Source organism: Neorhizobium sp. T7_12 (assembly GCF_002968535.1).
GTDB lineage: Bacteria > Pseudomonadota > Alphaproteobacteria > Rhizobiales > Rhizobiaceae > Neorhizobium > Neorhizobium tomejilense.
The window spans coordinates 583,143-608,788 of sequence record NZ_PVBK01000001.1; the positions used below are offsets into that span (position 1 = coordinate 583,143).

Below are 25,646 nucleotides of genomic sequence, written 5' to 3' on the forward strand. Positions count from 1 at the left end.
GTCGGCGCTTCAGCCCGGCAGCAGCGCCGGGCTGATGAGGGCGCCGTGGTGGCCGATGACGACGGACGCGACCGAGGCGCCGTAGGCCGCGGCCTGTGCCGGCGGGGTGCCGCGGACGAGGCGTGACAGGAAGGCGCCGTTAAAGCTGTCGCCGGCGCTGGTGGTGTCAACGAGCTGGGTGGTCCTGACCGAAGGGACATGGACGGGAGCGGTGCCAGCGAAGCTCAGCGTTGCGCCATCCGCGCCATTCTTGACCACGACGTCTCCGACGCCGAGCGCATGGTAGCGGGCGATGGTATCGGCCACGGTCGCGTCGCCGAAATGGGTGGTCTCGTCGTCGAAGCTCGGCAGGACTAGCGAGGCCGCGCGGGCGCCTGCCTCGATCGTCCTCAGCATATAGTCCCTGTTCGGCCAGAGGCGGGGGCGGATATTGGGGTCGAAGGCGACGGTCTTGCCGGAAGCCTTGGCGCGACGCAGTTCCGACAGCAGGGTCTCGACCGCTTCGGGTGCGAGGATGCCCAGCGTGATACCGGAGAAATAGAGGATGTCGGCAGCCTCCACGGCGTTTCGCAAATGGTCGGCATCGTCGGCGAGCTTCTTCGCCGCGGCAGTGTCGCGCCAGTAGCTGAAGGTGCGTTCGCCGTTCTTGAGCGTGATCAGGTAAAGGCCCGGCGTCTTGCCTTCGATGCGGCGGATGAAGCTCGTGCCGACGCCGGCATTCCGCATCATCGACAGCATTTCGGTCGACAGCGGATCGTCGCCGACCGCGGTGAAATAATCCACCGACCATTCGGCCGGCAGGCAGGCCCGCACGTACCAGGCGGTGTTGAAGGTGTCGCCGGCAAAACCCTTGCGCAACAGGCCTTCGCCCGCCTGCGACAGCTCCACCATGCATTCGCCGATCGAAAGAAGCCGTCCGCCCATTGCATCTCTCCCGTGTTTTGAAATTCGCATAGGCCGAAGTTTCAGCCGTGGCAAGGGAGCAGTCTCGGAACTTGGCAGAGCCCTGCTTTTGCGTTGTCTTTTAAGCCGGGGGCACTAGGTTGGCCTGGAACATTTGACGGAAGGAGAGTCCAAAGATGGCGACGCAGGCGGTGAAGGCGGTCGATGCAAACTGGTGGCGCGGCGCGGTGATCTACCAGATCTACCCGCGCTCCTTTCAGGACACGACCGGCGACGGGATCGGCGACATCAAGGGCATCACCGAGCGTCTGCCGCATGTCGCCTCGCTCGGCGTCGACGCGATCTGGCTTTCGCCCTTCTTCACCTCGCCGATGGCCGACATGGGCTACGACGTCTCGGACTACTGCAATGTCGACCCGATGTTCGGAACGCTGGCCGATTTCGACGAGATGATGGCGGAAGCCGATCGCCTGGGGCTGAAGGTGATCATCGACCAGGTGATTTCCCACACCTCCGACCGGCATCCGTGGTTCGTAGAAAGCCGCTCAAGCCGCACCAATCCGAAGGCGGACTGGTATGTCTGGGCCGACCCCAAGCCGGACGGTACCGCGCCCAACAACTGGCTGTCGATCTTCGGCGGGCCGGGCTGGGAATGGGACGGTGTGCGCAAGCAATATTACATGCACAACTTCCTGATCGCCCAGCCGGATCTCAACTTTCACAATCCCGATGTCCAGAACGCCATGCTGGACACGGTGCGTTTCTGGCTCGACCGCGGCGTGCACGGGTTCCGGCTCGATACGGTCAACTACTATTTTCATGACAAGCAGCTGCGCAACAACCCGCCGATGGTCTACGACACGGATGGTGCCGGCATGGAGACGGATACCAATCCCTATTCGATGCAGAACCATCTCTATGACAAGAGCCAGCCGGAGAATATCGACTTCCTGAAGCGGCTTCGGGCGCTGCTCGACACCTATGAGGGGCGCGCGACGGTCGGCGAAGTCGGCGACGGCCCGCGCTCGCTGACGACGCTTGCGATCTATACCAGCGGCAACGACAAGCTGCACATGTGCTACACGTTCGACCTGCTCGGCCCGGCCTTCAATGCCGCCTACATCCGCAAGGTGATGACGACCGTGCAGGACACGGTGACCAACGGCTGGGTGTGCTGGGCCTTTTCCAACCACGACGTGATGCGGCACGTGACCCGCTTCATCGAGGCTCCGGAAGAGCAGGATCGCATCGCGAAATTGTCGATCACACTGATCTCGGTTCTGCGTGGCTCGATCTGCCTCTACCAGGGCGAGGAGCTGGGACTGACCGAGGCGGAGCTTTCCTACGAGGACCTGCGCGACCCCTACGGCATCCGCTTCTGGCCGGCCTTCAAGGGGCGCGACGGATGCCGCACGCCGATGGTGTGGGAGGCAAGCGAACCGCATGCGGGCTTCACCACGGGTTCGAAGACCTGGCTGCCGGTTCCGGGCGATCATGCGGCGCGAGCCGTCGATGCGCAGGAGGGGCTCTCAGAGTCCGTGCTGCATCATTATCGGGCCGCACTCGCTTTCCGCAAGGTGCATCCGCCGCTCGTCGACGGCGACATGACCTTCCTCGATACCAATCAGGACCTGCTCGCCTTCGTGCGCGAAAAGGGCGGCGAAAAACTGCTGTTCATCTTCAATCTGACCCGCAGGGCCCAGGATTTCACCCTGCCGAAGCGGCTCAGCGAAATCCTGCCGGTCAACCTGCCGGGCTTCATGTCGCGGCTCGACAAGGGCGTGGTGCAGCTCGACGCCCTCGACGTGTTCTGCGCCCGGGTGTGAAGGCTTTTACGTCGGCGGCATATTCTCGAATTTCGGCAGGGCCGGATCGAGATGGTCCCAAGCGTGGCCGGCGGCGTGCCAGGTCACGAATTGCGGCTTGTACCGGCTCGGATCGTCAAGGCTGCCGGCGCGGATGACGAAGTAGTCCGGCATGGCGGGGAACGTCATGTAGACCGGCGAACCGCAGGTGGGGCAGAAGGCCCGCCTCTTGACCGTTCCGCCGTCGCCGGTCGCCTCCCAATGGGTCGCCTTGCCCTCGACCTTGACGGCATTGCTTGGGAAGGTGAGGTGGGAGGCGTGACCGGTGCCGCTTTCGCGCTGGCACTGGCGGCACTGGCAATCGACCATGACCGCCGGTTCGGCGGAGATCTCATAACGAAGTGCGCCACAGGCGCATCCGCCCGTAAAAGAGGTGCTCATATCTTGTCTCCATGGGATGGCGCCAACCGCGGACGGAAGGGTTCGGCTGAGACCTCCGCCCGGGTCCGAGGCGTCCTCGGGACCATGGGGCGGAGGCGACAACGATGCTTCAAGCCGGGATGCGGCGGTCGTATTCTTCCTTGAGGCGGCTCCAGCCTTCCCAGAACGGTTCAGGCTTGGCGCCGGTTGCCCGGGCAACCAGGATGTCGAGATGCATGTGCCAGCCGGCGCCGACCATGACCATGTTGCGGCGATCGGAGATCCGCCGGTGGGTGACGGTGAGCAGGATTTCGCTGCCGGCCGGCTGAAGTTCAAAGCTGACCTCGCCGCGTGGGGGCCACGAGAAGACGAGCCGATGCGGAGGCTCGAAGGCGATCACCTCGCTCTGCATGCTGTGTTCGGCGGGAAAACCCTCAGGCTTGCCTTCCGACGAGTCGGACAGTTCGTCGTTTCGCCAGGTGAGTTGGAATGAACTGCCTGCCTGAGCCGGTATGATGCCCGATGCGAGCCACTGGCGGCGCAGATCGCTGTCGGTGAGGTAATTCCAGATTCTCTCGATGGGGCCAGGCAGCCGGCGCTGGATGCTGAAGGCGAAAGGTTCGGCTACAGCGCCGTATTTGTTCAACGATGTCATGTCGTTCATTGGTCTTCTCCCGTTTCAGGTTCAGTTTCAGATTTCCGTGGGGCAGGGGATTTCAAAGGGCTCTTCCTGATCTCGTCCCGAGCGCTCTTTTGAGCGTCCTCCTCCCTGAGAAGGCGTTCCAGGATATCGAGCCTGTTGGTCCAGAAGCGCTCATAGAAGGTGAGCCATTCATGGGCGGTCGCGAGTGGGCCGGGTTCGAGGCGGCAGAGATGGGTGCGGCCGTGGATCTCGCGGCGGATCAGCCCGGCGCCTTCCAGCACCTTGATGTGTTTCGAGGCCGCCGCGAGCGACATGTCGTGCGGCTCGGCCAGCTGGCTGACGGTGCGCTCGCCCTGTGCCAGCTCGCGGAGCATGCGGCGGCGCGTGCCGTCGCTGAGGGCGTGAAAGACCGTATCGATCGGATGTGTTTGTAATTCAACCATGTGGTTGAATATGCGCGCGCAGGATTTCATTGTCAACCGATCGGTTGAATAATTTCGGGAGGAAGAGGTTAGGGCGGTTCAGGCCTCTGCGTAGCGGGCAGGTTCACTTCTGAGCCGGGTGATATCCTGGATCGGCGGGGCGCCGAACAGGCGGCGGTATTCGCGGCTGAACTGCGAGGGGCTGTCATAGCCGACCTGATGGGCGGCGGTGGCGGCATCCATGGCATTGCCGAGGATAAGGCGGCGGGCCTCCTGCAGGCGCAGCTGCTTCTGGTATTGCAGCGGGCTCATCGCCGTCACCTCGCGAAAATGCTGGTGCAGCGAGGACGTGCTCATGCGCGCTTCGACCGCGACCTGCTCGATCGAAAAGGGAGCGGAAAAGTTCTGGCGGATCCAGGAAATCGCCCGGTTGACCTGCTGCAGCCGGTTTTCAGGCGCCAGGATCTGACGGATCATCTCGGCCTGGTCTCCGCGCAGCAGCCGGAACATCAGTTCTCGCTCGATCAGCGGCGCGAGATAGGCGATCTCGTCGGGCTTCTCGAGAAGCTGGGCGAGGCGGAGTGCGGCATCTAGGAATTCCGGCGTGGTGTGACTGAGGCCGATGCATTTTTTGCGCATGCTCGCGACACCTGCTGCTGCCGGCATGTCCACTAGCATCTCGCTCAGCAGCTTCAGGTCGAGATCGAGGCGCAGGCAGAGATAAGGCTCTTCCTGATTAGCCTCGATGACCTGACCGGTGACCGGCATGTCGACCGAGACGACCAGATACTGGCCGGGGCTGTAGCGAAAGATCTCGTCGGCCAGCATGACCTGTTTCGCCCCTTGCGCGATGATGCACACCGCCGGCTGATGGATGGCGTGCAGCGGCTCGGTCGGCTTCGACATGCGGATCACCGACAGGCGCGGGATCACTGTTTCGAATACGCCGTCGCCATCGGTGTTTTGTGCAATCAGCCGGGCAAGTTGATCGAGTTTTTCCATCTTGGGCCTCGTGCGGAGGTGTGAATGCCGCGAAATACCGGATGTCCGCGGTTTGGCGTGGAGATCATATGGTGGCGCTGTTGGCCGTTCAATCGAGCTTCGGAGGATTGTGCAACTATGCCGGAGGAGTGGTCTACCGCTCGCCCGCTGCTTTCCACCATATTCGGCTCGTCCGATCGAACCAGCCCGGACGCAAATGGAGATGGTGATGAGCAATTTTCAGCGCTTACTTGAAAGCCCCTTCCATTGGGCCGCCGATTTTGCCGGTGGCTTCCTCAAACGTTCCCGCGGCACGGAAAGACGCCGCCGCGACCGGATGCTCAGGAGGGAATATCTCAATGGCTGAACGGTTTTTTCGCGACCCCTCGGCTTTCCGAGCCCCATTAGCGTTTGCCGCGGCCTTCACCGTCGTTGCGGCGTTTACGGCGCTTGCACACGACATCAAGCAAGAGGAGAAAACCATGGCTGAACATCCCTATGCCGGAATGTGGGTAACCAAGGACAACCACATCCGCCACGAACTGCTGCCGAACGGCCGCTATGTGGAAGCACGCGGCACCCGCGAAAAGGCCTATGAGGGCCGCTACTGGGTGACCGGAGACCATATCGACTACAAGGACGACACCGGCTTCACCGCCGACGGCGATTTCCGCGACGGGGTGCTTTATCATGCGGGGATGGTGTTGCGGCGGCGGTAAGGGAGGCGGCGCCTAGATATTGAAACACCCCATGGGATGTATTATTGTCAGAGACGATGAAACGCGTGGTGCTCGATACCAATGTTCTGGCTGCCGGTTACCGAAGCCGTGGTGGAGCGTCCTATGCTATTTTGCAGTCCATAGGGTCGCGGCAGATCCGACCCCTTGTCACCGTGGCTCTGTTTCTCGAATATGAAGCGGTTCTCAAAAGAGCAGAACACATGGACGTGCATGGAATGGCATGGACCGACATCGACCGGGCTCTTGCGGGTTTTCTGACATTGGCTGAGTCAGTTGACGTTCACTACCAATGGCGACCGCAGCTTTCAGACGCAAAAGACGAAATGGTGCTCGATGCAGCGCTTAACGGACGTGCGGACGCATTGATAACGCACAATGTTCGAGATTTCGAGCAGGCAAGGAAGCCATTTGGACTCCGAATATTAAAGCCCAGCGAACTGTTGGAGGAACTGAGGACATGAGTACAAATACATATCCGTTGAAACTCCCAGCGTCGATCAAGGCGGCCGCTGCACGACTGGCCAAAGAGGATGGCGTGTCTCTGAACCAGTGGATCGCGTCGGCGGTCGCTCAGAAAGTTGGAGTAGTCGAGACGGCGGCGGAATTTCTCAAGAAACGTGCTGGAAACGCGACGCCGGAGGATTTTCTCAAGTCGCTTGAAAATGTCCCAGACAATCCACCCATGGAAGGTGATGAACTTCCCGAAGGCTGGATGAAGGCCAAGGGTTACCAGAAATAGGCGTGCTTTCACCCGAGCAGCGCAAACTTGTCCACATCGACCATGCCCTTGTCGGAAATCTTCAGGTGCGGAATGACGGGCAACGGCAGGAAGGCGACCTGGAGGAAGGGTTCCTGGAGCGTGGTTCCGAGCGCGTAGGCGGCCTGGCGGAGGTGGTGGAGGGTGTCGCGCACCACTTCATAGGGTTCGAGGCTCATCAGGCCCGCGATGGGCAGGGCGATTTCGCCGGTGACCTTGCCGTCCTCGACCACGACGAAGCCGCCGTGGATTTCGCCGAGCCGGTTGGCAGCCATCGCCATGTCGTCCTCGCTGACGCCGACGATGCAGATGTTGTGGCTGTCATGCCCGACGGTGGAGGCGATCGCCCCCTTCTTCAATCCGAAACCCTGAACGAAACCATTGGCATGGTTGCCGTTCTTGCCATGCCGCTCGATGACCGCGACCTTGATGATGTCGCGGTCGAGATCGACGCCGGTCTGGTTGCCCGCCGATGGCAGGCGGTAGCGGCGATGTTCGGTGATGATCTTGCCTGGCATCACGCCGATGACCGGCGTCTCGCCCTCCGAGAAGGGCACGCCGAAATGCATCGCCTGCACCGGGCGCGCCTTGACGCTGTCGAGGCCGACCGGGGCGACGGGCTTGCGGGTGGCGAAGAGTCCGTCGGTGACCTTGCGGCCGGCGGAGAACACCATCTCTGCCTTGCAGTTTTCGAGGCTGTCGACGACGGCGAGATCGGCCCGCCAGCCGGGTGCGACGAGGCCGCGGTCGCGCAGGCCAAACGCTTTGGCGGCAGAAATCGAGGCGGCGCGGTAGATGGCGATGGGCTCGACGCCATGGGCAATCGCGGTGCGGATCATGTAGTCGAGATGGCCCTGTTCGGCGATGTCGAGCGGATTGCGGTCGTCGGTGCAGAGCGCGAGATAGGGTGACAGCCGCTCGGTGAGGAGCGGCATCAGCGCGTGCAGGTCTTTCGACACCGAGCCTTCGCGCACCAGGATATGCATGCCCTTGCGGATCTTCTCGAGCGCCTCCTCGGCGGTGGTGCATTCGTGTTCGGTGCGGATGCCGGCGGAGAGGTAGCCGTTCAGGTCGTTGCCCCGCAGCAGCGGCGCGTGGCCGTCGATATGGTCGCCGTAGAAGGCGTCGAGCTTGGCGAGGCAGATCGGGTCCTTATAAATGACGCCCGGGAAATTCATGAATTCGGCAAGGCCGATGACCTTGGGGTGATCGCGGAAGGGCAGCAGCTTTTCGATCGGCAGGTCGGCGCCGGCCGTCTCCAGATGGGTGGCCGGCACGCAGGAGGAGAGCTGGACGCGGATGTCCATGATCGTTTCCAGCGAGGAATCCAGGAAAAATTGTATGCCCTCGGTGCCGAGCACGTTGGCGATCTCGTGGGGATCGCAGATCGCCGTCGTCACCCCATAGGGCAGGACGCAGCGGTCGAACTCGTGCGGCGTCACCAGCGAGCTCTCGATGTGGAGATGGGTGTCGATGAAGCCTGGGACGACGATCTTGCCGGAAATGTCGATTTCGGCCTTGCCGGCGTAGTTGCCGCAGGTGCCGACGATACGGTCACTGCTGATGGCGATGTCGGAGGCGACGAGTTCGCCGGTGACGAGATCGAAGAATTTGCCGCCCTTCAGCACGATATCGGCGGGTTCGCGGCCGGTGCCCTGGTCGATGAGGGTTTCGAGACGGGTGGTCATGGCAGGCTCCTCGCGCTGAATCAGTCGCCTAACCTAACCGTTCAATAAGGAAACGGGGAGAGGCGACCGATGCGAGCGGGACGTCATGCGATATCCGTGCGGACATTGCCGCCGCAGAGGATGGTGGCGACGGTTCGGCCTTTGAGGTTCGCGCCGTTTTCCAGAAGACCTGCAATGCCGGCGGCGCCGGCTTCTTCAACGACAAGGCCGTAATGGATGCGGCAAAAATCCCGCGCCTGGCGGATGGCCGCCTCGCTGGCTTCCCAGACCTCGTCGACGGTCGTCCTCATGCAATCCAGTGCATAAGGAACGCATTCTCGAACCGCGATGCCATCCGCTGCGGTTGCCGCGGTTTGCGTGGAGATCAGCCGGCCGGTTTCATGGGATTGCTTCATGGCGGGCGCATTGGCGGCGACCACGCCTATGACCTTGCAGTTGGGGGCCTTGACACGGATCCAGGTGCCGATCCCGGTCAGAAGCGCGCCATTGCCGAGCGGCACGAGGATGGCGTCGAGTTCGACGGCTTGCCGGGAGAGGCGCTCGGTGATTTCCAGCGCGATCGTGCCTGCCCCTTCGGCGATACTCCGCAGTGCGCCGTCTTCGACAAAGGGGCAGCCATTCGCTTGCGCATAGGCACGCGCAGCGGCTTTGGCGGCGTCGAAATCGCTGCCTTCCAGCCGCACTTCGGCGCCGAGCCGGTGCATTGCTTCGACCTTGCCGGGATTGGCGGTGGTGGCGGAAAAGATCACCACCCTGCGTCCGCGGGCCTGGCCGGCATAGGCGAGTCCCTGGCCGAAATTGCCGGCGGAGGCGGAGACGACGGGGTGGTCGCTGGCCGGTTCGTTCTGCATCCACCAGTCGGTGCCGCGTCCCTTGAAGGAGCGGATCGGATTGAGCGTCTCCACTTTCGCCAGCAGGCGAAGGCCGAGAGCCGTATTGGCCGTCTGCTGCTCGATCAGCGGGCTGTTGGTGAAGACGGGATCGATGCTCTTCGAAGCAGCGAGGATGCCGTCGGCGGAAGGGTGTGGCTGGTTCTGTGTCATGGCGTTAAGATGCCAACGAAAAGCCGGCAGGATTCCTGAAGTCATGCTCATGATCAGGAATATTTCCCGGAATTTGTTTCGAAGCCGGGAAATCCTCTCATGGCACTGACGAAAGCCGATCGCGAAATCCTCAAGCTGATGCAGCGGGATGCGACCATCACCTTGAACGAGCTTGCCGAGCGGGTGGGTCTGTCGCCGTCCTCGGCACAGCGGCGGCTGCAGAAGCTTCGAGAGGACAAGGTGATCCTGCGGGACGTTTCGGTCGTCGATCCGAAAAAGGTCGGCATGGCCGTTTCCATGCTGGTCGAGGTGGAACTGGAGCGCGACCGTCCGGAGCTCATGCCGCCTTTCCTGCGTTGGGTGGCGGATACGCCGGAGGTGCAGGAGGCCTGGGGGACGTCGGGCCGGGGCGATTTCACGCTGGTGATCCTCGTCCAGTCCGTCGAGCATTTTGATGTGCTGGCGGACCGGATGATGGAGATGAACCCGAATATCCGCAAATTCACGACAAGCGTCGTGCTGAAGACGTTGAAGCGGACGCTGGCGGTGCATGTCGAGTGAGGAAGTAACGTCAAGTCTGCAAACCGATATCGATTGCCTGGCTTTGATTTGTCGGAATAAGGTGGCGCCATGAGCGCCAACGACCTGTCCGGACCGATTATCGTTTTCGATGCGCAATGCATTCTCTGTTCGGCCAACACCCAGTTCGTGCTGCGTCACGACAGGGCGCGGCGGTTTCGTCTCGCCTCGATGCAGAACGAAACGGGAGCTACGCTCTATCGCCGCTTCGGCATCGATCCGGCCAATCCGGAAACGCTGATAGTGGTGCAAGGTGACGAGGCGCTGCGCGACAGCGATGCGGTGCTGGCGATCTATGCCGGGCTTGGCTGGCCCTGGAAGGTGCTTTCCGTTTTGAGGCTGGTGCCGCCTTTCCTGCGCAATCCGCTCTATCTCTGGATTGCCCGCAACCGCTATCGGATTTTTGGGCAGCGCGAGACCTGCTGGGTTCCTCCGGCGGATTATGCAGATCGCGTCCTGTGAAAACGGTCATTGTTCTCGGCGGATATGGCGGTTTCGGCGCGCGGCTTTCGCGGCGGCTCGCCGCCGATGGTTGGATGGTGCTGGTGGCTGGCCGGAATGGCGAGGCTGCCAAGCGATTTGCTGAGAACTTACCGAATGCGATGCCGCTTGTGGCGGATCGGAACCGAGATCTGACGCCGATCCTTGAGGAACATTGCCCGTTTCTACTCATCGATGCAGCCGGGCCGTTTCAGGGCAGCGGCTATCAGGTGGCGCAGGCGTGCATCGCCTGCGGGGTCCATTACATCGATCTGGCCGATGCGCGGGATTTCGTCAACGGCATTTCGGTGCTGGATGAGACGGCGCGTGCTCGCGGCGTCGTGGTGATGGCCGGTGCTTCCAGCGTGCCAGCCATGTCCGGTGCCGTGATTGATGAACTGGCGCAAGACATGGAGGACGTGCGCTCCGTCGAAATGTCGATCAGCGCCTCGAACCGAGCGACTGCAGGCTCATCCGTCGCGGCGGCGATCCTCAGCTATGTAGGCAAGCCCGTGCGGCTCTGGCACGGCCGGCGCTGGCGGCAAGAGACCGGCTGGCATCAGTTGAAGCGCGTACACTACCGCATACGTAGCAAGGCGCCCATTTCGCGGCTGGTCGCGCTGTCGGATGTGCCGGATCATGATCTCGTACCGGCAAGGGTGCCGGGCCGACCTGCAACCATCTTCCGTGCCGGGCCGGAGTTTTCATTTCAACTGCTGACGCTCTGGATTCTGAGTTGGCCGGTGAAATGGGGATGGTTCGCGTCGCTCGGACCGCTTGCCCGCTGGCTGCTGCCGCTGCAGAAGCTCAGCGCACAGTTCGGGACGGATCGTTCGGCCATGGCAATCGAGGTCAAGGGCTCACTTGGCGGTGCGTTCGAAAGCCGGCGCTGGACGTTGATCGCCGAAGATGGCTGCGGGCCGGAAATTCCGACGATGGCGGCGCAGTTGATCGCGAATGCGATAGCGGAGGGGACGGTAGCTCCCGGTGCCCGATCGGCCGCGGGAGAGCTATCATTGGCGGCGTTCATCCCGCAATTCGACCGGCTCTCGATCTGCCGGGAGATCGAGAGCACCCCCTATCTGCCGCTCTATCTGCGGGTAATGGGCGAGGCGTTCCATATGCTGCCGGGGCCGGTGCGGGAAATGCATAGCGTTTTCGGAGATATGGGAGCGGCGGGCACCGCCACGGTGGAGCGCGGGCGGTCATTTCCGGCGCGACTTGTCGCAGCAATCATGGGTTTTCCGCCGGAAGGCGAGCATGCGCTACATGTGGCTTTCTCGGAAAACGATGGTGTCGAACGCTGGACGCGCGATTTCGGCGGGCATGTTTTCAGCAGTGAGCTTAGCCAGCGCGGGCGCTATGTCTCCGAGCGTTTCGGGCCGATGCGATTTTATTTCGATCTGCCTTCGGACGCTTCCGGGCTGATGATGGTGATGCGTAGGTGGTCGGTCTTCTCAGTTCCGATGCCGCTGGTTCTTGCGCCGAAAAGCGAGGCGCGGGAATGGGCGGAGGGTGGTGATTTCTGCTTCGACGTACCGATCGCGCTGCCGCTGATTGGCAAGGTCGTTCATTATCGGGGCCGGCTTCGACGCATCTAGGCGCGTTCGCCAAAAACAAACGGGCGCCCGAAGGCGCCCGCCGGTGATGCGATTTGAAAGATGTCACTCGGCGGCGACGATCTTGCCGTCTTCCCATTTGAACAGGGAAAAACTCTGCGAGGTGAGGTCGCCCGTCTTGCCATAGGTGAGCTTGCCGATGGCGGTGGCGATCGGTTCGCCGGACTTGATGGCCGCGGCCACCGCTTCCGTATCCTCGGCGGACTTTGCCTTTTCGATGCCGGCCTTGATCACTTCGACGGCGGCATAGGCGTTCAGCGTGAAGGCTTCGGCGGGGATCTTGCGGGCGGCGAGAGCTTCGGCGGCAGCCTTGGAATCCGGGCTCTTGGTCGCGTCGGAGGCGTTGGTGAAAACCGTGCCGGCCGCTGCCTTGGTGCCGATGTTCCAGAACTCGCTGTTCGACAGGCCGTCGCCGCCGATGATCGTCGCCTTGACGCCGAGATCGGCGAGCTGGCGGGCGAGCAGGCCGCCTTCCGGATGGTAACCGCCGAAATAGATCACGTCGACATTCTGCGACTTCAGGCGGGTCGTCAGCGCGCTGAAATCCTTGTCGCCCGGGGTGACGGCGTCGTCGAGCACTTCCTTGACGCCGCCGGCGTTCAGAGCTGCCTTGAAGGCGTCGGCGAGGCCTTTGCCATAGGCGCCCTTGTCGTTGATGATCGCGACTTTCTTGTCCTTGAAGGCCTTCAGGACGTAATTGGCGGCGACGACGGCCTGCTGGTCGTCGCGGCCGCAGGTGCGAAACACGTTGGTGAGGCCGCGGCTGGTGAGGGCCGGAGTGGTCGCGGTCGGGGTGACCATCAGCACGCCGTTTTCCGCAAGCGCATCGGAAGCCGGCATGGCGACGCCTGACGTCACCGGGCCGACCACAAAACGGATGCCTTCGCCGACCAGCTGGTTGGCGGCGGAAACGCCCTGCTTGGGTTCTGCTGCATCGTCGGCCGCCTTCAGAACGACCTTTTCGCCGAGAATGCCGCCCTTCTTGTTGATTTCCGCAATGGCGGTTTCTGCGCCGTTCTTGACCTGGTCACCATAGGCCGCGACCGGGCCGGTGAGCGGGGCGATCAGGCCGATGACGATCTCGGCCTGGGCAAGCGGAGCGAAAGTCAGGGAGGCGAGTGCCGTTGCCCCCAGAAGCATCTTGAGGTTCATCTTGGTCTCCTTGGATGGGGGCTTCAACCCCGTGGTGAACGCCGCACCCCTACCTTCCGTCTTCGATATCGCGCCGGGCGCGGTCGTGCCAAGGACGGAAAGCGATGCGGTCGATACCGTGCCGAGCCATTTTTGGCTTTCGGCGGTCGGCAGCCAATTCTGTATGAATTCCGCCGGGATTCCGCAAGAAGATAACAAAACGGGATGGATTTTTGTGATTTTCACCAAGGAATGCGCGAAAATTCCGGATCTCGCCCGGATTCAGCGACATCTGCGAAACTAGGCCTTTCGCTCCAGAGCGCCGAGGAAGGTGCGGACCTGACGGTTGAAAGCCTGGAATTCCTTCGGCGGCATGCCGGACCGCTCGACCAGCGTTTCGCCGAGGCATGTGCTCTTCGCGATCAGGACGCGGCCGGCGTCAGTCAACCAGACATGCACCTGGCGCTCGTCGATCTTGCTGCGGCGGCGCTCCAGCAGCCCGGCCTGTTCGAGCCGCTTAACGGGCGGGGTGATGGTGCTTGATTCCAGGCCCAGCCTTTCCGCGATCGTGCCGATCGTCGAGCCGTCCTGTTCGCCGAGCACGCTCAGGACGAGGTACTGCGGATAGGTGATGCCCATGTCGTCGAGCATCGGCTTGTAGGCGCGATTGATGGCGATATGGGCCGCATAGAGCGAAAAGCAGAGCTGCTCGTCGAGCGGCGGAAGGGGGGAGGCGGGCATGCTTGCTCCGGTGCTGTTCCAGGTTCTTCCCGACGTATAGCACAATTTTGATATCGCGATAAATATTTTTGTAGACACGATCGAAGAATGCCACTACCCATATGTTTATCGCGATAACAAATATCGAGATATGGAGATCGCGATAATCCGAAGGGTGCGGTTCAAAGGAACGACACGCAACGGTACTATGAATGTCTGGTCGGCCATTTTTTGCTGCCGCGCCCGCCATTCATGTCGCAGTCATTGAAAAATCAGTTTCGAAAGGACACGAGAACCATGACCAGCAATTTCATCACCACCAAGGACGGCACGCAGATATTTTACAAGGACTGGGGTTCGAAGGACGCCCAGCCGGTTGTCTTCCATCACGGCTGGCCGCTCTCGGCCGACGACTGGGACGCCCAGATGCTGTTTTTCCTGCACCAGGGTTTTCGTGTCATCGCCCATGACCGCCGCGGCCACGGTCGTTCGACCCAGACCGAAACCGGCAACGAAATGAATACCTATGCGGCCGATGTTGCCGAGCTCGCCGCCCATCTCGATTTGAAAAACGCCATCCATGTCGGCCATTCGACCGGCGGCGGCGAAGTTGCTCGCTACGTTGCCCAGTATGGCGGCGGTGGCCGGGTGGCCAAGGCGGTGCTGATGGGCGCCGTGCCGCCGATCATGCTGAAGACGGATAATAATCCGGGCGGCCTGCCTCTCGAAGTCTTCGACGGTTTTCGCGCAGCACTCGCCGCCAACCGCGCCCAGTTCTTCCGCGACGTTCCGGCCGGCCCGTTCTACGGCTTCAATCGGGAAGGCGCGACCGTTTCGGAAGGCGTCATCGCCAATTGGTGGCGGCAGGGCATGATGGGCGGCACCAAGGCCCATTACGATTGCATCAAGGCGTTTTCGGAAACCGACTTCACCGAAGACCTGAAGGCGATCGACGTGCCGGTTCTCGTCATGCATGGCGACGACGACCAGATCGTCCCGATCGCCGACTCGGCCCTGCTTGCGGTCAAGCTTCTCAAGAACGGCACGCTGAAGGTCTATGAAGGTTTTCCGCACGGCATGGCGACCACGCATGCAGACGTGATCAATGCGGATCTTCTGACTTTCTTCAAGGGCTGAGGCCGACGGCCGGATAATCTGCCGGCATGCAACCTAGAAGGCGGCCCTCGGGCCGCCTTTCCCGCAGATGGGCACCGGGCAATAGTTTCGGGCGGCGGACCTTGCGAGGCTTGAAGCGATGCGTCACGACCCTAGCTCTTGGACTGTCTTCGGCGGCCAGGCCTGCCTGCGGCCGGCCACGGGATGGGGGTGGTTCGTGCGTCTTTTTCTTGCTTGTCTGCTTTGGGTACTGTCTGCGGCAGCTGGCGCTTACGCGGCCCAGCCGGCTCCCGATGAGGAACTGCCTTTCGAGGCGCAGATCCAACGCTGCTGGTCCACGCCGACGGGCGCCGACACGCCGGCGACTATTGCTTTCAAACTGAAGCCAGACGGCAGCCTCGATGGGGACGCGGTGATCAAAAGCCGGGGCGAGGGGCCTCTCAACGAGGCCTTCGCTCAATCGGCTCTCAGGGCGGTGCGGAGATGCAGTCCCTACAAGGTCGATGGCGAGCTGGAATTCGAGACGACGTTCCATCCCGATCCGACCAGAGCCCTACCGGATGCAAATGCAAAACGGCTGAGGGGCGAACAGGCAGCCAAGGATTTCGAGAAGGACGATCCGCGCGTGCGGGTCTTCGATTTCGGCCCTGTGAAGGTCGGCATGAGGGTGCCGGAAGGGTTTTGCGCGATTGATCCGAAGCGCGGCGGCTATCATGAAAAAGTTTGGAAGTCATTGACCCCGCCGCCAAAACGGGCTGCTGAACTGCAGTCGCTGGATATCGATTGCGAGTCGCTGAAGACGTCCGAGGCCGGCCGGGAGACCCGGCCCAAGCATGTCTTCTCGGTCATGCGATTCTATAGCGGCAAGGAGCCTCTTCCCGGAAACCTGGCCTCTTACCTTGACCTCCTCCAAAAGCGCTACGAGAAAAGGGGGCCACTCACGCCACGGTTCTGGCAGGATCCGCCGGTGGAGGGAACGCCATTTTTCGGACGCGACAAGCGTGCCGTCTATCTGGGACAGCGGGCATTGCGGGAACGGGGAAAGATCGCCGTTTCAGGCGTCAGTGCCTATACGATGGTGGAAAAGATGCCGATGCTGATCAACTACTTCGCGGCCGACGGCTCCGACCTTGCCGCCGAGCGCCAATCGGCGATAGCCGGAATCATCGCGGACATGCGGGTCGTGTGGGCTGATTGAGGCCCATGTCTGGCACGGTAATGACAAAAGAAAAAAGGCGGCGTCCCGGCCGCCTTTTCCGTGTCGAGATGAAAGGCTCAGATATTGCTCGTCAGGATATCGCGCAGCTTCCCGAATATTTCGTCGATATGATGCTTTTCGACGATCAGCGGCGGGGACATGGCGATCGTGTCGCCGGTGGTCCGGATCAGCAGGCCGTTTTCGTAGGCCTTCAGGAAGGCGGTGAAGGCGCGCTTGGTGGGTTCGCCGGCGATCGGGTCGAGTTCGATCGCGCCGATCAGGCCGAGGTTTCTGATATCGATGACGTTCGGCAGATCCTTCAGCGAATGCAGGCCCGCTTCCCAATAGGGGGCGATGTCGCGGGCGCGGTCGAACAGGCCTTCTTCCTTGTAGGTTTCAAGCGTCGCGAGGCCGGCAGCCGAGGCGATCGGGTTGCCGGAATAGGTATAGCCGTGCATGAACTCGATCATGTGCTCCGGCCCGGTCATGAAGGCGTCGTGGATATCGGAGGTGACGAAGACGGCACCCATCGGGATCACGCCGTTGGTGAGGCCCTTGGCGGTGGTGATGATGTCCGGCTTGACGTCGAAATACTGGGCCGCGAACGGCGCGCCCAGGCGGCCGAAACCGGTGATGACTTCGTCGAAGATCAACAGGATGCCGTGCTTGGTGCAGATCTCGCGCAGCTTCTGCAGGTATCCCTTCGGCGGGATCAGCACGCCGGTGGAGCCGGCGACCGGCTCGACGATGACGGCGGCGACGGTCGAGGCGTCATGCAGGGTGACGATGCGCTCAAGCTCGGTGGCGAGATCGCCGCCATGCTCCGGCTCGCCCTTGGTGAAGGCGTTCTTGCCCGGCAGGTGGGTATGCGGCAGGTGGTCGACGCCGGTCAGAAGCGTGCCGAACATCTTTCGGTTGGAGACGATGCCGCCGACCGAGATGCCGCCGAAATTGACGCCGTGATAACCGCGCTCGCGGCCGATCAGGCGGAACCGCGAGCCGTTGCCCTTCACGCGGTGGTAAGCGAGCGCCACCTTCAGCGCCGTCTCGACCGATTCCGAGCCGGAATTTGTATAGAGAACGTGGTTCATGCCCTCTGGCGCGATATCGACCAGACGATTGGCGAGTTCGAAAGCCTTGGGGTGGCCCAGCTGGAAGGCGGGAGCATAATCCAGCTCGCCGGCCTGCTCGCGGATCGCCTCGGTGATCTTCGGGCGGCAGTGGCCGGCATTGACGCACCAGAGGCCGGCGGTGGCATCGAGCACCTGGCGGCCGTCATGGGTCGTGTAGTGCATATCCTTGGCAGCGACGAAGAGGCGGGGTTCCTGTTTGAACTGGCGGTTTGCCGTAAATGGCATCCAGAACGCCCGAAGATCGTTGGGCGTGGTATTCAGGCGGTTGGACATGACATTCTCCATGGCCATTCGGTTTCTTCGGGTGGCCATTTCCCGATCGGCGTCATTGCACCAAGTTTTGACTGCATGGTCAAATTATCAGGGGGATCGGAGGCGTCAACCGCCTTCGAACAAAGGGCCGCTGCGAATTCCTGCGTTGGAGCGAAATCGATTCGGGCTGGCGTTGCTGGGTGGGGCGATCGGTACGGATTTCGATAAAGGCTCAAGATTTCAACGCGGTTTCCACCGGTGGTGAAATTTGATTGCGCCTCTCTGGTCTTTTGGCGAAAGCTGCCAATATCGCGTTAAACTTCAATTCCGAGACCCCTCATTGGCTGATCCCGATCCCAACGAAGACATGCATATCGAGCGGCTGGAAGCGCTCGATGCCTATAATATCATGGACACCGAGCCGGAGCCGGAGTTCGACGATATCGTGCTTGTCGCCTCCACGCTCTGCGGCACGCCCGTGGCGCTCGTCAGCCTGGTCGAGAGGGACCGGCAATGGTTCAAGGCGCGCGTCGGGTTCGAGGCATGCGACACGCCGATCGAGCAGTCGGTCTGCGCCCATGCGCTCGGCAGTTCCGATGTGCTGGTCATCCCCGACCTGCAGCTCGACCCGCGCACCCGCGCCAATACGCTCGTCACCGGCGAACCGCATATCCGCTTCTATGCCGGCGCGCCGCTGATCACGCCGGACGAGGTGGTGATCGGCACGCTCTGCGTCATCGACGTCCAGCCTCGGCCGCAGGGGCTCGACGAGGGGCAGAAGGCGGCGCTGCAGGCGCTTGCCCGGCAGGTCGTCGCGCTTCTCGAAATGCGCCGCATCTCGCAGCGCAAGGACGACCTGTTCCGGCGCCAGAAGACCATCAGCGCCAATATCCGCTCCAGCGTCAATGCGAGCCTGGCGGCCCAGGAGGCGGGAAGGATCGGCACATTCGAAATCGATATCGCCACCTCGATGATGCGGGTCTCGCGGGAATTCTGCCGGATCTTCCACGTGCCCATCGCCGAGACCTATCCGACACGGGTCTTCGAGAACATGGTGCTGCCGCAGGACAAGGGTCTGCAGTCCGACGATACGTCCCGGCAGCAGGGGGATGCGCCGCTCGACGTCGAATATCGCATTCGCGTGCCGGGATACGGCGTGCGCTGGATCGCCCGTAATGCCAGCTTTCGACATGACGAGGCGGGCCGGCCGGTCAAGATGATCGGTACGGTCAGGGACGTGACCGCCGCCAAACGGGAAGCCGCCCGGGTGCAGGCCCTGCTCGATGTCGGCGACAGGTTGCGCGACCTCAGCGACATGGAATCGATGGCGATCGCTGCCGGCGACCTGATGGCCAGGGCGCTCGATGCGACGCGTGCCGGTTTCGGCATCGTCAACGCAGCGGACGAGACGGTGTCGGTGCCGCCCGAATGGTGCGCGCCCGGCGTCAAGAGCCTTGCCGGGCTGCACCACTTCCGGGACTACGGCTCTTTTGTCGACGACCTGAAGCGCGGCGAGGCCGTTGTCATCGCCGACGTTGCCACCGACCCGCGCACCCGCGACCACGCGCCGGCGCTGCTTGCGCTTGGCATCCGTGTGCTCGTCAACGTGCCGATCTTCGAACTCGGGCGCTTCAGGCTCGTCGCCTTCATCCATCACGACCAGCCTTATCCCTGGATGGAGGAAGAGATTTCCTTCGTCCGCAGCTTCGGCAATCGCATCCAGATCGCGATGTCGCGGGTTCAGGCCGAGCTGGAGCAGCAGATGCTCAACAGGGAAATGAGCCATCGGCTGAAGAATACGCTGTCGATGGTGCAGGCGATCGCCACCCAGACGCTCCGGCCGGTAGCGGAGCGGGGCCTCGTGGAGGCCTTCGAAAAGCGCCTGCACGCGCTCAGCACCGCCCACGACATCCTGTTCGAGCAGAACTGGACGAGCGCCTCGGTCTACGCGGTCGTCGACCGGACGATGAACGGGATCGGCATGCGTGACCGGATCGACGCGCAGGGTCCCAACGTGCGGTTCGGGCCAAAAGGCTCGCTTTCGCTTTCCCTGCTCCTGCACGAGTTGACGACGAATGCGGTGAAATACGGGGCGCTCTCCAACGATACGGGGCGGGTGGCGATCGACTGGCGCATCGAAGGCGCCGGAGACGGCGCGATCTTCTATCTTTCCTGGCGGGAGACAGGCGGCCCGCCTCCACGCGAGCCGGAGCGCAAGGGTTTCGGATCCAAGCTTATTCGGATGGGTTTGATCGGAACCGGCGGTGTCCTCGTTAGTTATGATCAACCGGGGTTCAGCGCTGACATGACAGCTGTGCTCCTTCAGCTAGCACAGGCAGACTGACCGGATGGGACAATCCACACCGCCAATAAAGCAGGCGGTCCTCGTTGTCGAGGACGAGCCCCTTCTGCGCATGATGGCAATGGACCTGGTGGAGGACGCGGGGTTCCAAGCGGTCGAGGCGGCCGATGCCGACGAGGCGGTGACGATCCTTGAAACACGCACCGATATCCGCATCGTCTTTACCGATATCGACATGCCCGGCAGCATGAACGGCATGAAGCTGGCGGCCGCCGTGCGCGACCGCTGGCCGCCGATCGAGATCATCATCGTGTCGGGGCAGGTCCGTCTGAGCGAGGCCGATCTGCCGGAGCGTAGCGTGTTCTTTTCCAAACCCTACGATTGGCAGAAAGTGACCGCCACGCTGCGTCGCATGGCCAGGCACTGACACGTGAATGCCCGGACCTTGCGCCTGCAGGCTCGATACCCCGTCGGCCGGCCCGGCATGGAAATGCCCCAGCCCCCGGCCGTCATGGCGGGGGTTGGGGCAGGGCAGCGTGACGTCATGTCAGCGCTGTCATTCTCACGCGGCTGCTGATTTCTTCTGTACCGGAGCGCAGTAGATTTCTTCCAAGGTCTCGAGGACCTTGATCACCGATTCCGACGAGCTGGAGTAATAGATGGTCTGCGCATCGCGGCGGGTCTTCACCAGCTTTTGGGCCCGCAGCTTGGAAAGGTGCTGGGACAGTGCTGACTGGCTGAGGCCCACTTGCGACGCAAGCGCACCCACGGCGACTTCGCCCTTGACCAGGCAGCACAGGATCATCAACCGTTTCGGGTTGGCCATGGCAGACAGCAGGCCTGCGGCTGCGTTGGAATGCTCAGAAAGTGCCATCGTATCCATATGTCTTAAATTCCCCTCGTATTCCAAAGCGGCCCCCCGCTCAAAAATTCGGCCATCGTCCTATGGGTGAAAATTAGCAAGGAGCAAAAGGGATTGTATATCCCTAAATTTCAGGTAACCAGTTATCGTATGTTAGCGATCTCAAAAACATAATCAAGAACGGCCTGGGGAGACTCCGCAAGAAAGTCGAATTCGTGCCTGAGTTGAAAATCTCCCGCGATAAGGTCGATTCCAGCTCGGTCAACTCCTCCGAAGCGCCAGTTTTTCCCGCTTTCCGTGCCGAGACGAGCTGCAATTTTTTGCGCTTGCTCCGGAATATTTTTTAACTTTTCTTGCAGGTCCAGCCATTCCGCTGTCATCCCCGGCTCGGGAATCACCAGGTCCGATCCGGACAGCATGTATGCACGGCCGAATCCTCCATTCAAGGAGGCTGCCTGCGGGGTGATTCGGAAAAACCGGAAATCACCGAAATCTGCATACAATGCAGCCTTGGGATGGCGATCCAGAAAACGCTGGCGCACGCGCGCATGTCCGGGCGTATCGCGCACGACGCTCTCGGCAAGGCACTGGACGGTGATCCGGGGATGGGCGAGCGGATCGCCCTTGCCGGGTTCGCCGGCCAGAAGCGAGCAGCGCGGATCGGCGACCAGGCCTTTCGTATGGCCGGAGAGGCCTGAGATGAGGATGACCGGCACGCCGTCGACATCGGTGCCGGTGAGCGCGCGGCTGGCGGAGGGGAAGCCGGTCTCCGGATCGAGGACCGCCAGCGCCATGTAACGCGCGCCGCGCACCAGCGTGCGGGCAAGCCGGCGGGCGTCGTCATCCGTATCGCGCAGCACCTGCGGCTTGTCGGTCTGCCGTTCGTCGGCCAATTCGTCGATCTCCTGTTCGTCCGCCGCGAGGCAGCCGCATTCGGCGTCGGCATAACATCCGGCGCGGCGAAACGAAAGGTGACTTCGTGGCTCGGCTTATCAGGCGTCGCGGCGGCGATGGCGGGTCAGGCCGGCAATCACGTCATCGGAGGAAATGCTGCCGATGATCGTGCCGTTGTCGACCACCCCGATGGCGCCCGGCTGACGCGACAGCGCATCCAGGATATCGACGAGCGGCGTCGTCGGCAGCGCGGTGGCGGAGACGGCCGTGGCGCCTGCCACGGGGCCCACCCCGGTCCGCATCACGTCGCCGGCGGTCAGCATGCTGATCGGGTTGAGGTGCTGCACGAAATCGGCGACGTACTGGTCGGCAGGCGCACGGACGATCTCCTGCGGCGTGCCGCACTGGATGATGTGTCCGCCCTCCATGATGGCGATTCGGTTGCCGATCCGGAATGCTTCGTCGAGATCGTGGCTGACGAAGAGAATGGTCTTTTTCAACCGCCGTTGGAATTCGAGAAGCTCGTCCTGCAGCCGGGTTCTGATCAACGGATCGAGCGCCGAGAAGGGCTCGTCCATGAGCAGGATCGGCGCACCGGTGGCAAAGGCGCGGGCAAGGCCGACGCGCTGCTGCATGCCGCCGGAGAGTTCGCCGACCTTGCGGCCCGCCCATTTCGTCAGGTTGACCAGGTCGAGCTGTTCGTTGACCTGCTTGGCACGCTCGGCATCCGGAACGCCGGCGAGCTCCAGTCCAAAGCCGACATTTTCCGCGACCGTGCGCCAGGGGAGAAGGCCGAATTGCTGGAAGACCATCGAGACGGTGTGCATGCGCAGGTTGCGCAGCACTTTCGGGGTCGACTTGTAGGGATCGACCGGACCTGAGGGGGTTGCGACGCTGACATTGCCGCGAACCACGGGGGCGAGCCCGTTGACGGCACGCAGCAGCGTCGACTTGCCCGAACCGGAGAGGCCCATCAGCACGAGGATTTCGCCCTCGTGGATGGTGAGCGAGGCGTTGGCGACACCCATGACGATGCCGGTCGCGGCACTGATCTCGTCGCGGGTCTTGCCCTGGTCGACCATGGCCAGCGCCCGTTCCGGCTTGTCGCCGAAGACGATGTCGACATTGTCGAAGACTACGCAGTCCGTCATTGGCCGTCTCCCGTCGATGTGCGGAACATGCGGTCGAGGATGATCGCCAGGATGACGATGCAGAGACCGGAATCGAAGCCGCGGGCGACGTTCACGGTATTCAGCGCCCGGAGCACCGGCACGCCGAGGCCGTTGGCGCCAACCAGCGCCGCGATGACGACCATCGACAGCGACAGCATGATCGTCTGGGTGAGGCCGGCCATGATCTGCGGCATGGCAAAGGGCAGTTCCACCTTGCGCAGGATCTGCGACGGAGTGGCGCCGAAGGCGACGGCCGCTTCCCGCAGCGAACTCGGGGTCGAGACGATGCCGAGGCGCGTGAGGCGGATCGGTGCCGGGATCGCGAAGATGACGGTGGCGATCAGGCCCGGAACCATGCCGAGGCCGAAGAGGATCAGCGCCGGGATGAGATAGACGAAGCTCGGCAGCGTCTGCATCAGATCGAGGACCGGCCGCATGGCTTCGTAAAACCATTGGCGGCGGGCAGCGGCGATGCCGAGCGGCACGCCGACCACCATGCTGACGGCCGTCGAGGCGAGCACCAGCGCCAGGGTTTCGGTGGTTTCCTTCCAGTAGCCCTGGTTGAAGATCAGGAGCAGGCCGAGGAAGGTGAAGGCTACCAGTACGAGGGAACGGCGCAGCCACCAGGAAAGCCCGGCCATGGCGGCCATGACGAACAGCGGATGCGGCGTCGCAAGACACCACAAAAGGCCGTTGATCACTCCCAGGAGAACGGAAGAAAGCCAGTCGAAGAACCAGTCGGCATTCGCCGTCAACCAGTCAACGACCGCCTTCGCCCAGGAACCTATAGGTATTCGATGATCTGCGATCCAATCCACGAGAAAACTGCCGTCCATAGGGAGAGAAAGGGCGGGCTCCGGGGCAGGCGATCCGCCGCCCCGGAAACATTTTCAGGACTGTTAGAGACCGAGTGCCTTCTTGACGGCGGCGAGGCCGTCCTTGCCGTCATAGGTGGTGACGCCGGCAACCCAGGGCTCGATGACCTTCGGATTGGCCTTCAGCCAAACCTTGGCAGCGTCGTCGGCGTCCTCGCCGTCGTTGAGGATCTTGCCCATGATGGTGTTTTCCATGTCGAGCGAGAACTTCACGTTCTTGAGGAGTTTTCCGACGTTCGGGCATTGGGCGGCGTAACCGCCGCGCGCCACGGTATAGACCGTCGCGCCGCCGTAATTCGGACCGAAGACGGTGGCGTCGCCGCCGGCGAGATAGGTGATCTGATGGGCGACGTTCATCGGATGCGGAGCCCAGGCGAGGAAGACGATCGGCTTGCCTTCCTTGTCCGCGCGGGTGACCTGGGTCAGCATGCCCTGCTCGGAGGATTCGACGACCTCGAAGCCCTTGAGGCCGAAGGTGTTGGCTTCGATCAGCGACACGATCATGCCGTTGCCTTCGTTGCCGGGCTCGATGCCGTAAACCTTGCCGTCGAGTTCCTTCTTGTGGGTGGCGATGTCCTTGAAGTCCTTGATGCCGAGCTTGGCGCCGGCGGCATTGGTGCCGAGCGTGTACTTGGCGCCTTCGAGGTTGACGGCGATGCTCTCGATCGACTTGTCGTCGAGATAGGGCTGGATGGCGCCCTGCTGGGCCGGCATCCAGTTGCCGAGGAAGATGTCGATATCCTTGTTCTTCATGGAAGAATAGGTGACCGGAACACCGAGCGTCTTGACGTCGGCCTTGTAGCCGAGCGCTTCGAGAACCTGGATGAACGAGGCGTTGGTCGAGGCGAGGTCCGTCCAACCCACATCCGAGATGCGGACGGTCTTGCAGGCTTCCGGTTCGGCGGCGGATGCGGTGCCGACGATCGCGAGGATCGATACGGCGGCGGCGAGCGTGGTCTTCAATGAGGTAGTCATGCGCATGGGCTGCTCCCGTTTTTATGGTTCCCGCCATTATCAATATATGCTGCGCCGAGGCAAGCGCGCGCATTCGCGGCGGAGAAGGGGGGGCATTTGCGACATTTGTGACTTTCTCCCCCAGCATTGCGCAGTCTACAGTTTCCTGTGGTTTTCGGCAAAGACGGCTTTTCCCGAATCCCGATCGCGATCAGAAGGCAGATATGGCCAAGCTCTATTTCCATTACGCCACTATGAATGCCGGCAAGTCGACGATGCTTCTGCAGGCATCCTATAACTACCGCGAGCGCGGCATGCGCACCGCGATCTTCACCGCATCGCTGGACGACCGGGCCGGCCAGGGCCGGGTCGCCTCGCGGATCGGGCTTTCCTCCGATGCCATTCCCTTCGGGCCGTCCGACGACCTCTTTTCGGACATCGAGGCGATGCATGCGGAGGAGCCGGTCGCCTGCGTGTTCGTCGACGAGGCGCAGTTCCTGTCGCCCGAGCAGGTCTGGCAGCTTGCGCGGATCTCCGACCGGGTCGGCATCCCGGTGATGACTTACGGCTTGAGGACGGATTTCCAGGGCAAGCTGTTTCCCGGCTCGCTGGAACTGCTGGCGATCGCCGACGAGCTGCGCGAGGTGCGCACTATCTGCCATTGCGGGCGCAAGGCGACCATGGTGGTGAGGCTCGACGAGGAGGGCAGGCTGGTGCGCGAAGGTGCCCAGGTGGATGTCGGCGGCAATGAGAAATACGTTTCGCTCTGCCGGCGGCACTGGGAAGACCAGATGCGTTGCGAGTGATGCCCGGATTTTAAGCCGCCGTTCACCGTACGGAGCGGAAGCCGGCGGTGATGCGGCGAAATTGATTCTGGTCAAAGTTTGCGGCTGGAAAACATGTCTAGGTATCACATCCGAAACGTCCCGGCCCGACCGGGCGGTGGTTCCCAGCAGG

The 25,646-nt window shown here is 62.2% G+C and carries 29 protein-coding genes; 14 read left to right on the forward strand and 15 right to left on the reverse strand.

All coding sequences use genetic code 11. The annotated features are described in order from the left end of the window. Window positions 1-9 precede the first annotated feature (9 nt). Window positions 10-924, reverse strand: a complete 915-nt coding sequence (locus C5J26_RS02940) for a sugar kinase (RefSeq protein ID WP_105400435.1) — start codon at window positions 922-924, stop codon at window positions 10-12. A gap of 155 nt (window positions 925-1,079) precedes the next feature. Here C5J26_RS02940 and C5J26_RS02945 point away from each other — a divergent pair, with 155 nt between their 5' ends. After that, complete coding sequence (locus C5J26_RS02945) at window positions 1,080-2,729, forward strand: alpha-glucosidase (protein ID WP_105400436.1); 1,650 nt, start codon at window positions 1,080-1,082, stop codon at window positions 2,727-2,729. A 6-nt stretch (window positions 2,730-2,735) separates the two neighbouring features. On the opposite strand, the gene C5J26_RS02950 is transcribed toward C5J26_RS02945, so the two are convergent. The 4 genes from C5J26_RS02950 to C5J26_RS02965 form a co-directional block, all read right to left on the reverse strand. After that, entirely contained in the window at window positions 2,736-3,149 is a 414-nt protein-coding gene (locus C5J26_RS02950) for a GFA family protein (RefSeq protein ID WP_105400437.1), read from the reverse strand. A 109-nt stretch (window positions 3,150-3,258) separates the two neighbouring features. Beyond that, window positions 3,259-3,792: an SRPBCC family protein gene (locus C5J26_RS02955; RefSeq protein ID WP_105400438.1), complete on the reverse strand. Its 534-nt coding sequence runs from the start codon at window positions 3,790-3,792 to the stop codon at window positions 3,259-3,261. After that, window positions 3,789-4,214: a helix-turn-helix transcriptional regulator gene (locus tag C5J26_RS02960; RefSeq protein ID WP_105400918.1), complete on the reverse strand. Its 426-nt coding sequence runs from the start codon at window positions 4,212-4,214 to the stop codon at window positions 3,789-3,791. The genes C5J26_RS02955 and C5J26_RS02960 overlap by 4 nt, the downstream gene beginning before the upstream one ends. Window positions 4,215-4,292: 78 nt before the next feature. After that, window positions 4,293-5,195: an AraC family transcriptional regulator gene (locus C5J26_RS02965; RefSeq protein ID WP_105400439.1), complete on the reverse strand. Its 903-nt coding sequence runs from the start codon at window positions 5,193-5,195 to the stop codon at window positions 4,293-4,295. A 208-nt stretch (window positions 5,196-5,403) separates the two neighbouring features. Here C5J26_RS02965 and C5J26_RS32505 point away from each other — a divergent pair, with 208 nt between their 5' ends. Genes C5J26_RS32505 through C5J26_RS02980 form a run of 4 tightly spaced genes read left to right on the forward strand, consistent with a single transcriptional unit; the run spans window position 5,404 to window position 6,653 of the window. Next, window positions 5,404-5,541, forward strand: coding sequence for a hypothetical protein (locus C5J26_RS32505; RefSeq protein WP_172729843.1), 138 nt, complete (start codon window positions 5,404-5,406; stop codon window positions 5,539-5,541). Beyond that, the gene (locus C5J26_RS02970; protein ID WP_172745736.1) at window positions 5,534-5,893 is read left to right on the forward strand and encodes an Atu4866 domain-containing protein; all 360 of its coding nucleotides are present in this window, start codon (window positions 5,534-5,536) and stop codon (window positions 5,891-5,893) included. Before C5J26_RS32505 ends, C5J26_RS02970 begins: the two co-directional genes overlap by 8 nt. 44 nt (window positions 5,894-5,937) lie before the next feature. Further along, a complete protein-coding gene (locus tag C5J26_RS02975) occupies window positions 5,938-6,375 on the forward strand; it encodes a putative toxin-antitoxin system toxin component, PIN family (protein ID WP_245441041.1) in 438 nt (145 codons plus the stop codon). Beyond that, a complete protein-coding gene (locus C5J26_RS02980) occupies window positions 6,372-6,653 on the forward strand; it encodes a toxin-antitoxin system HicB family antitoxin (protein ID WP_105400441.1) in 282 nt (93 codons plus the stop codon). The genes C5J26_RS02975 and C5J26_RS02980 overlap by 4 nt, the downstream gene beginning before the upstream one ends. Before the next feature lie 8 nt (window positions 6,654-6,661). Here C5J26_RS02980 and ade read toward each other — a convergent pair whose 3' ends face one another. Both ade and C5J26_RS02990 read right to left on the reverse strand, forming a co-directional pair. Beyond that, the gene (ade, locus tag C5J26_RS02985) at window positions 6,662-8,359 is read right to left on the reverse strand and encodes an adenine deaminase (RefSeq protein ID WP_105400442.1); all 1,698 of its coding nucleotides are present in this window, start codon (window positions 8,357-8,359) and stop codon (window positions 6,662-6,664) included. Window positions 8,360-8,442: 83 nt separating this feature from the next. Further along, window positions 8,443-9,453 carry a threonine/serine dehydratase gene (locus C5J26_RS02990; protein ID WP_245441042.1) on the reverse strand — a complete coding sequence of 337 codons (1,011 nt, stop codon included), beginning with the start codon at window positions 9,451-9,453 and terminating at the stop codon, window positions 8,443-8,445. Window positions 9,454-9,501: 48 nt separating this feature from the next. Between C5J26_RS02990 and C5J26_RS02995 the strand changes: the two genes are divergently transcribed. The 3 genes from C5J26_RS02995 (at window position 9,502) to C5J26_RS03005 (ending at window position 12,062) form a co-directional block, all read left to right on the forward strand. After that, window positions 9,502-9,963: an Lrp/AsnC family transcriptional regulator gene (locus C5J26_RS02995; RefSeq protein ID WP_105400443.1), complete on the forward strand. Its 462-nt coding sequence runs from the start codon at window positions 9,502-9,504 to the stop codon at window positions 9,961-9,963. Window positions 9,964-10,032: 69 nt separating this feature from the next. Further along, window positions 10,033-10,443, forward strand: a complete 411-nt coding sequence (locus C5J26_RS03000; protein ID WP_105400444.1) for a thiol-disulfide oxidoreductase DCC family protein — start codon at window positions 10,033-10,035, stop codon at window positions 10,441-10,443. Further along, on the forward strand, window positions 10,440-12,062 hold the full coding sequence (locus C5J26_RS03005; RefSeq protein WP_105400445.1) for an SDR family oxidoreductase: 1,623 nt from the start codon (window positions 10,440-10,442) through the stop codon (window positions 12,060-12,062). The genes C5J26_RS03000 and C5J26_RS03005 overlap by 4 nt, the downstream gene beginning before the upstream one ends. Window positions 12,063-12,125: 63 nt before the next feature. On the opposite strand, the gene C5J26_RS03010 is transcribed toward C5J26_RS03005, so the two are convergent. Further along, window positions 12,126-13,232, reverse strand: a complete 1,107-nt coding sequence (locus tag C5J26_RS03010; RefSeq protein WP_105400446.1) for a branched-chain amino acid ABC transporter substrate-binding protein — start codon at window positions 13,230-13,232, stop codon at window positions 12,126-12,128. A 1-nt stretch (window position 13,233) separates the two neighbouring features. Between C5J26_RS03010 and C5J26_RS03015 the strand changes: the two genes are divergently transcribed. Then, entirely contained in the window at window positions 13,234-13,515 is a 282-nt protein-coding gene (locus tag C5J26_RS03015) for a hypothetical protein (protein WP_105400447.1), read from the forward strand. Here C5J26_RS03015 and C5J26_RS03020 read toward each other — a convergent pair. Beyond that, entirely contained in the window at window positions 13,512-13,952 is a 441-nt protein-coding gene (locus tag C5J26_RS03020) for a MarR family winged helix-turn-helix transcriptional regulator (protein WP_105400448.1), read from the reverse strand. The two genes, C5J26_RS03015 and C5J26_RS03020, sit on opposite strands and share 4 nt — an antisense overlap. Window positions 13,953-14,228: 276 nt before the next feature. On the opposite strand from C5J26_RS03020, the gene C5J26_RS03025 reads away from it, so the two are divergent. Continuing rightward, window positions 14,229-15,068, forward strand: coding sequence for an alpha/beta fold hydrolase (locus C5J26_RS03025; RefSeq protein ID WP_105400449.1), 840 nt, complete (start codon window positions 14,229-14,231; stop codon window positions 15,066-15,068). A 196-nt stretch (window positions 15,069-15,264) separates the two neighbouring features. Then, window positions 15,265-16,245, forward strand: coding sequence for an energy transducer TonB (locus C5J26_RS03030; protein ID WP_105400450.1), 981 nt, complete (start codon window positions 15,265-15,267; stop codon window positions 16,243-16,245). 77 nt (window positions 16,246-16,322) lie between these two features. On the opposite strand, the gene C5J26_RS03035 is transcribed toward C5J26_RS03030, so the two are convergent. Next, the gene (locus tag C5J26_RS03035; protein WP_105400921.1) at window positions 16,323-17,651 is read right to left on the reverse strand and encodes an aspartate aminotransferase family protein; all 1,329 of its coding nucleotides are present in this window, start codon (window positions 17,649-17,651) and stop codon (window positions 16,323-16,325) included. A gap of 319 nt (window positions 17,652-17,970) precedes the next feature. On the opposite strand from C5J26_RS03035, the gene C5J26_RS03040 reads away from it, so the two are divergent. Beyond that, window positions 17,971-19,974: a GAF domain-containing protein gene (locus tag C5J26_RS03040; RefSeq protein ID WP_105400451.1), complete on the forward strand. Its 2,004-nt coding sequence runs from the start codon at window positions 17,971-17,973 to the stop codon at window positions 19,972-19,974. Window positions 19,975-19,978: 4 nt separating this feature from the next. Then, window positions 19,979-20,359: a response regulator gene (locus tag C5J26_RS03045; protein ID WP_105400452.1), complete on the forward strand. Its 381-nt coding sequence runs from the start codon at window positions 19,979-19,981 to the stop codon at window positions 20,357-20,359. A gap of 135 nt (window positions 20,360-20,494) precedes the next feature. Here C5J26_RS03045 and C5J26_RS03050 read toward each other — a convergent pair whose 3' ends face one another. From C5J26_RS03050 to C5J26_RS03070, 5 genes are all read right to left on the reverse strand, one after another. Next, window positions 20,495-20,815: a helix-turn-helix transcriptional regulator gene (locus C5J26_RS03050; RefSeq protein ID WP_037076453.1), complete on the reverse strand. Its 321-nt coding sequence runs from the start codon at window positions 20,813-20,815 to the stop codon at window positions 20,495-20,497. A gap of 122 nt (window positions 20,816-20,937) precedes the next feature. Continuing rightward, on the reverse strand, window positions 20,938-21,687 hold the full coding sequence (locus tag C5J26_RS03055; RefSeq protein ID WP_105400453.1) for a HugZ family protein: 750 nt from the start codon (window positions 21,685-21,687) through the stop codon (window positions 20,938-20,940). Window positions 21,688-21,786: 99 nt separating this feature from the next. Further along, on the reverse strand, window positions 21,787-22,839 hold the full coding sequence (choV, locus tag C5J26_RS03060; RefSeq protein ID WP_105400454.1) for a choline ABC transporter ATP-binding protein: 1,053 nt from the start codon (window positions 22,837-22,839) through the stop codon (window positions 21,787-21,789). Further along, on the reverse strand, window positions 22,836-23,678 hold the full coding sequence (choW, locus tag C5J26_RS03065) for a choline ABC transporter permease subunit (protein ID WP_105400922.1): 843 nt from the start codon (window positions 23,676-23,678) through the stop codon (window positions 22,836-22,838). The genes choV and choW overlap by 4 nt, the downstream gene beginning before the upstream one ends. A gap of 81 nt (window positions 23,679-23,759) precedes the next feature. Beyond that, window positions 23,760-24,716: a choline ABC transporter substrate-binding protein gene (locus tag C5J26_RS03070; RefSeq protein WP_046632881.1), complete on the reverse strand. Its 957-nt coding sequence runs from the start codon at window positions 24,714-24,716 to the stop codon at window positions 23,760-23,762. A 197-nt stretch (window positions 24,717-24,913) separates the two neighbouring features. Here C5J26_RS03070 and C5J26_RS03075 point away from each other — a divergent pair, with 197 nt between their 5' ends. Further along, window positions 24,914-25,495, forward strand: a complete 582-nt coding sequence (locus tag C5J26_RS03075; RefSeq protein ID WP_046666568.1) for a thymidine kinase — start codon at window positions 24,914-24,916, stop codon at window positions 25,493-25,495. Window positions 25,496-25,646: the final 151 nt, after the last annotated feature.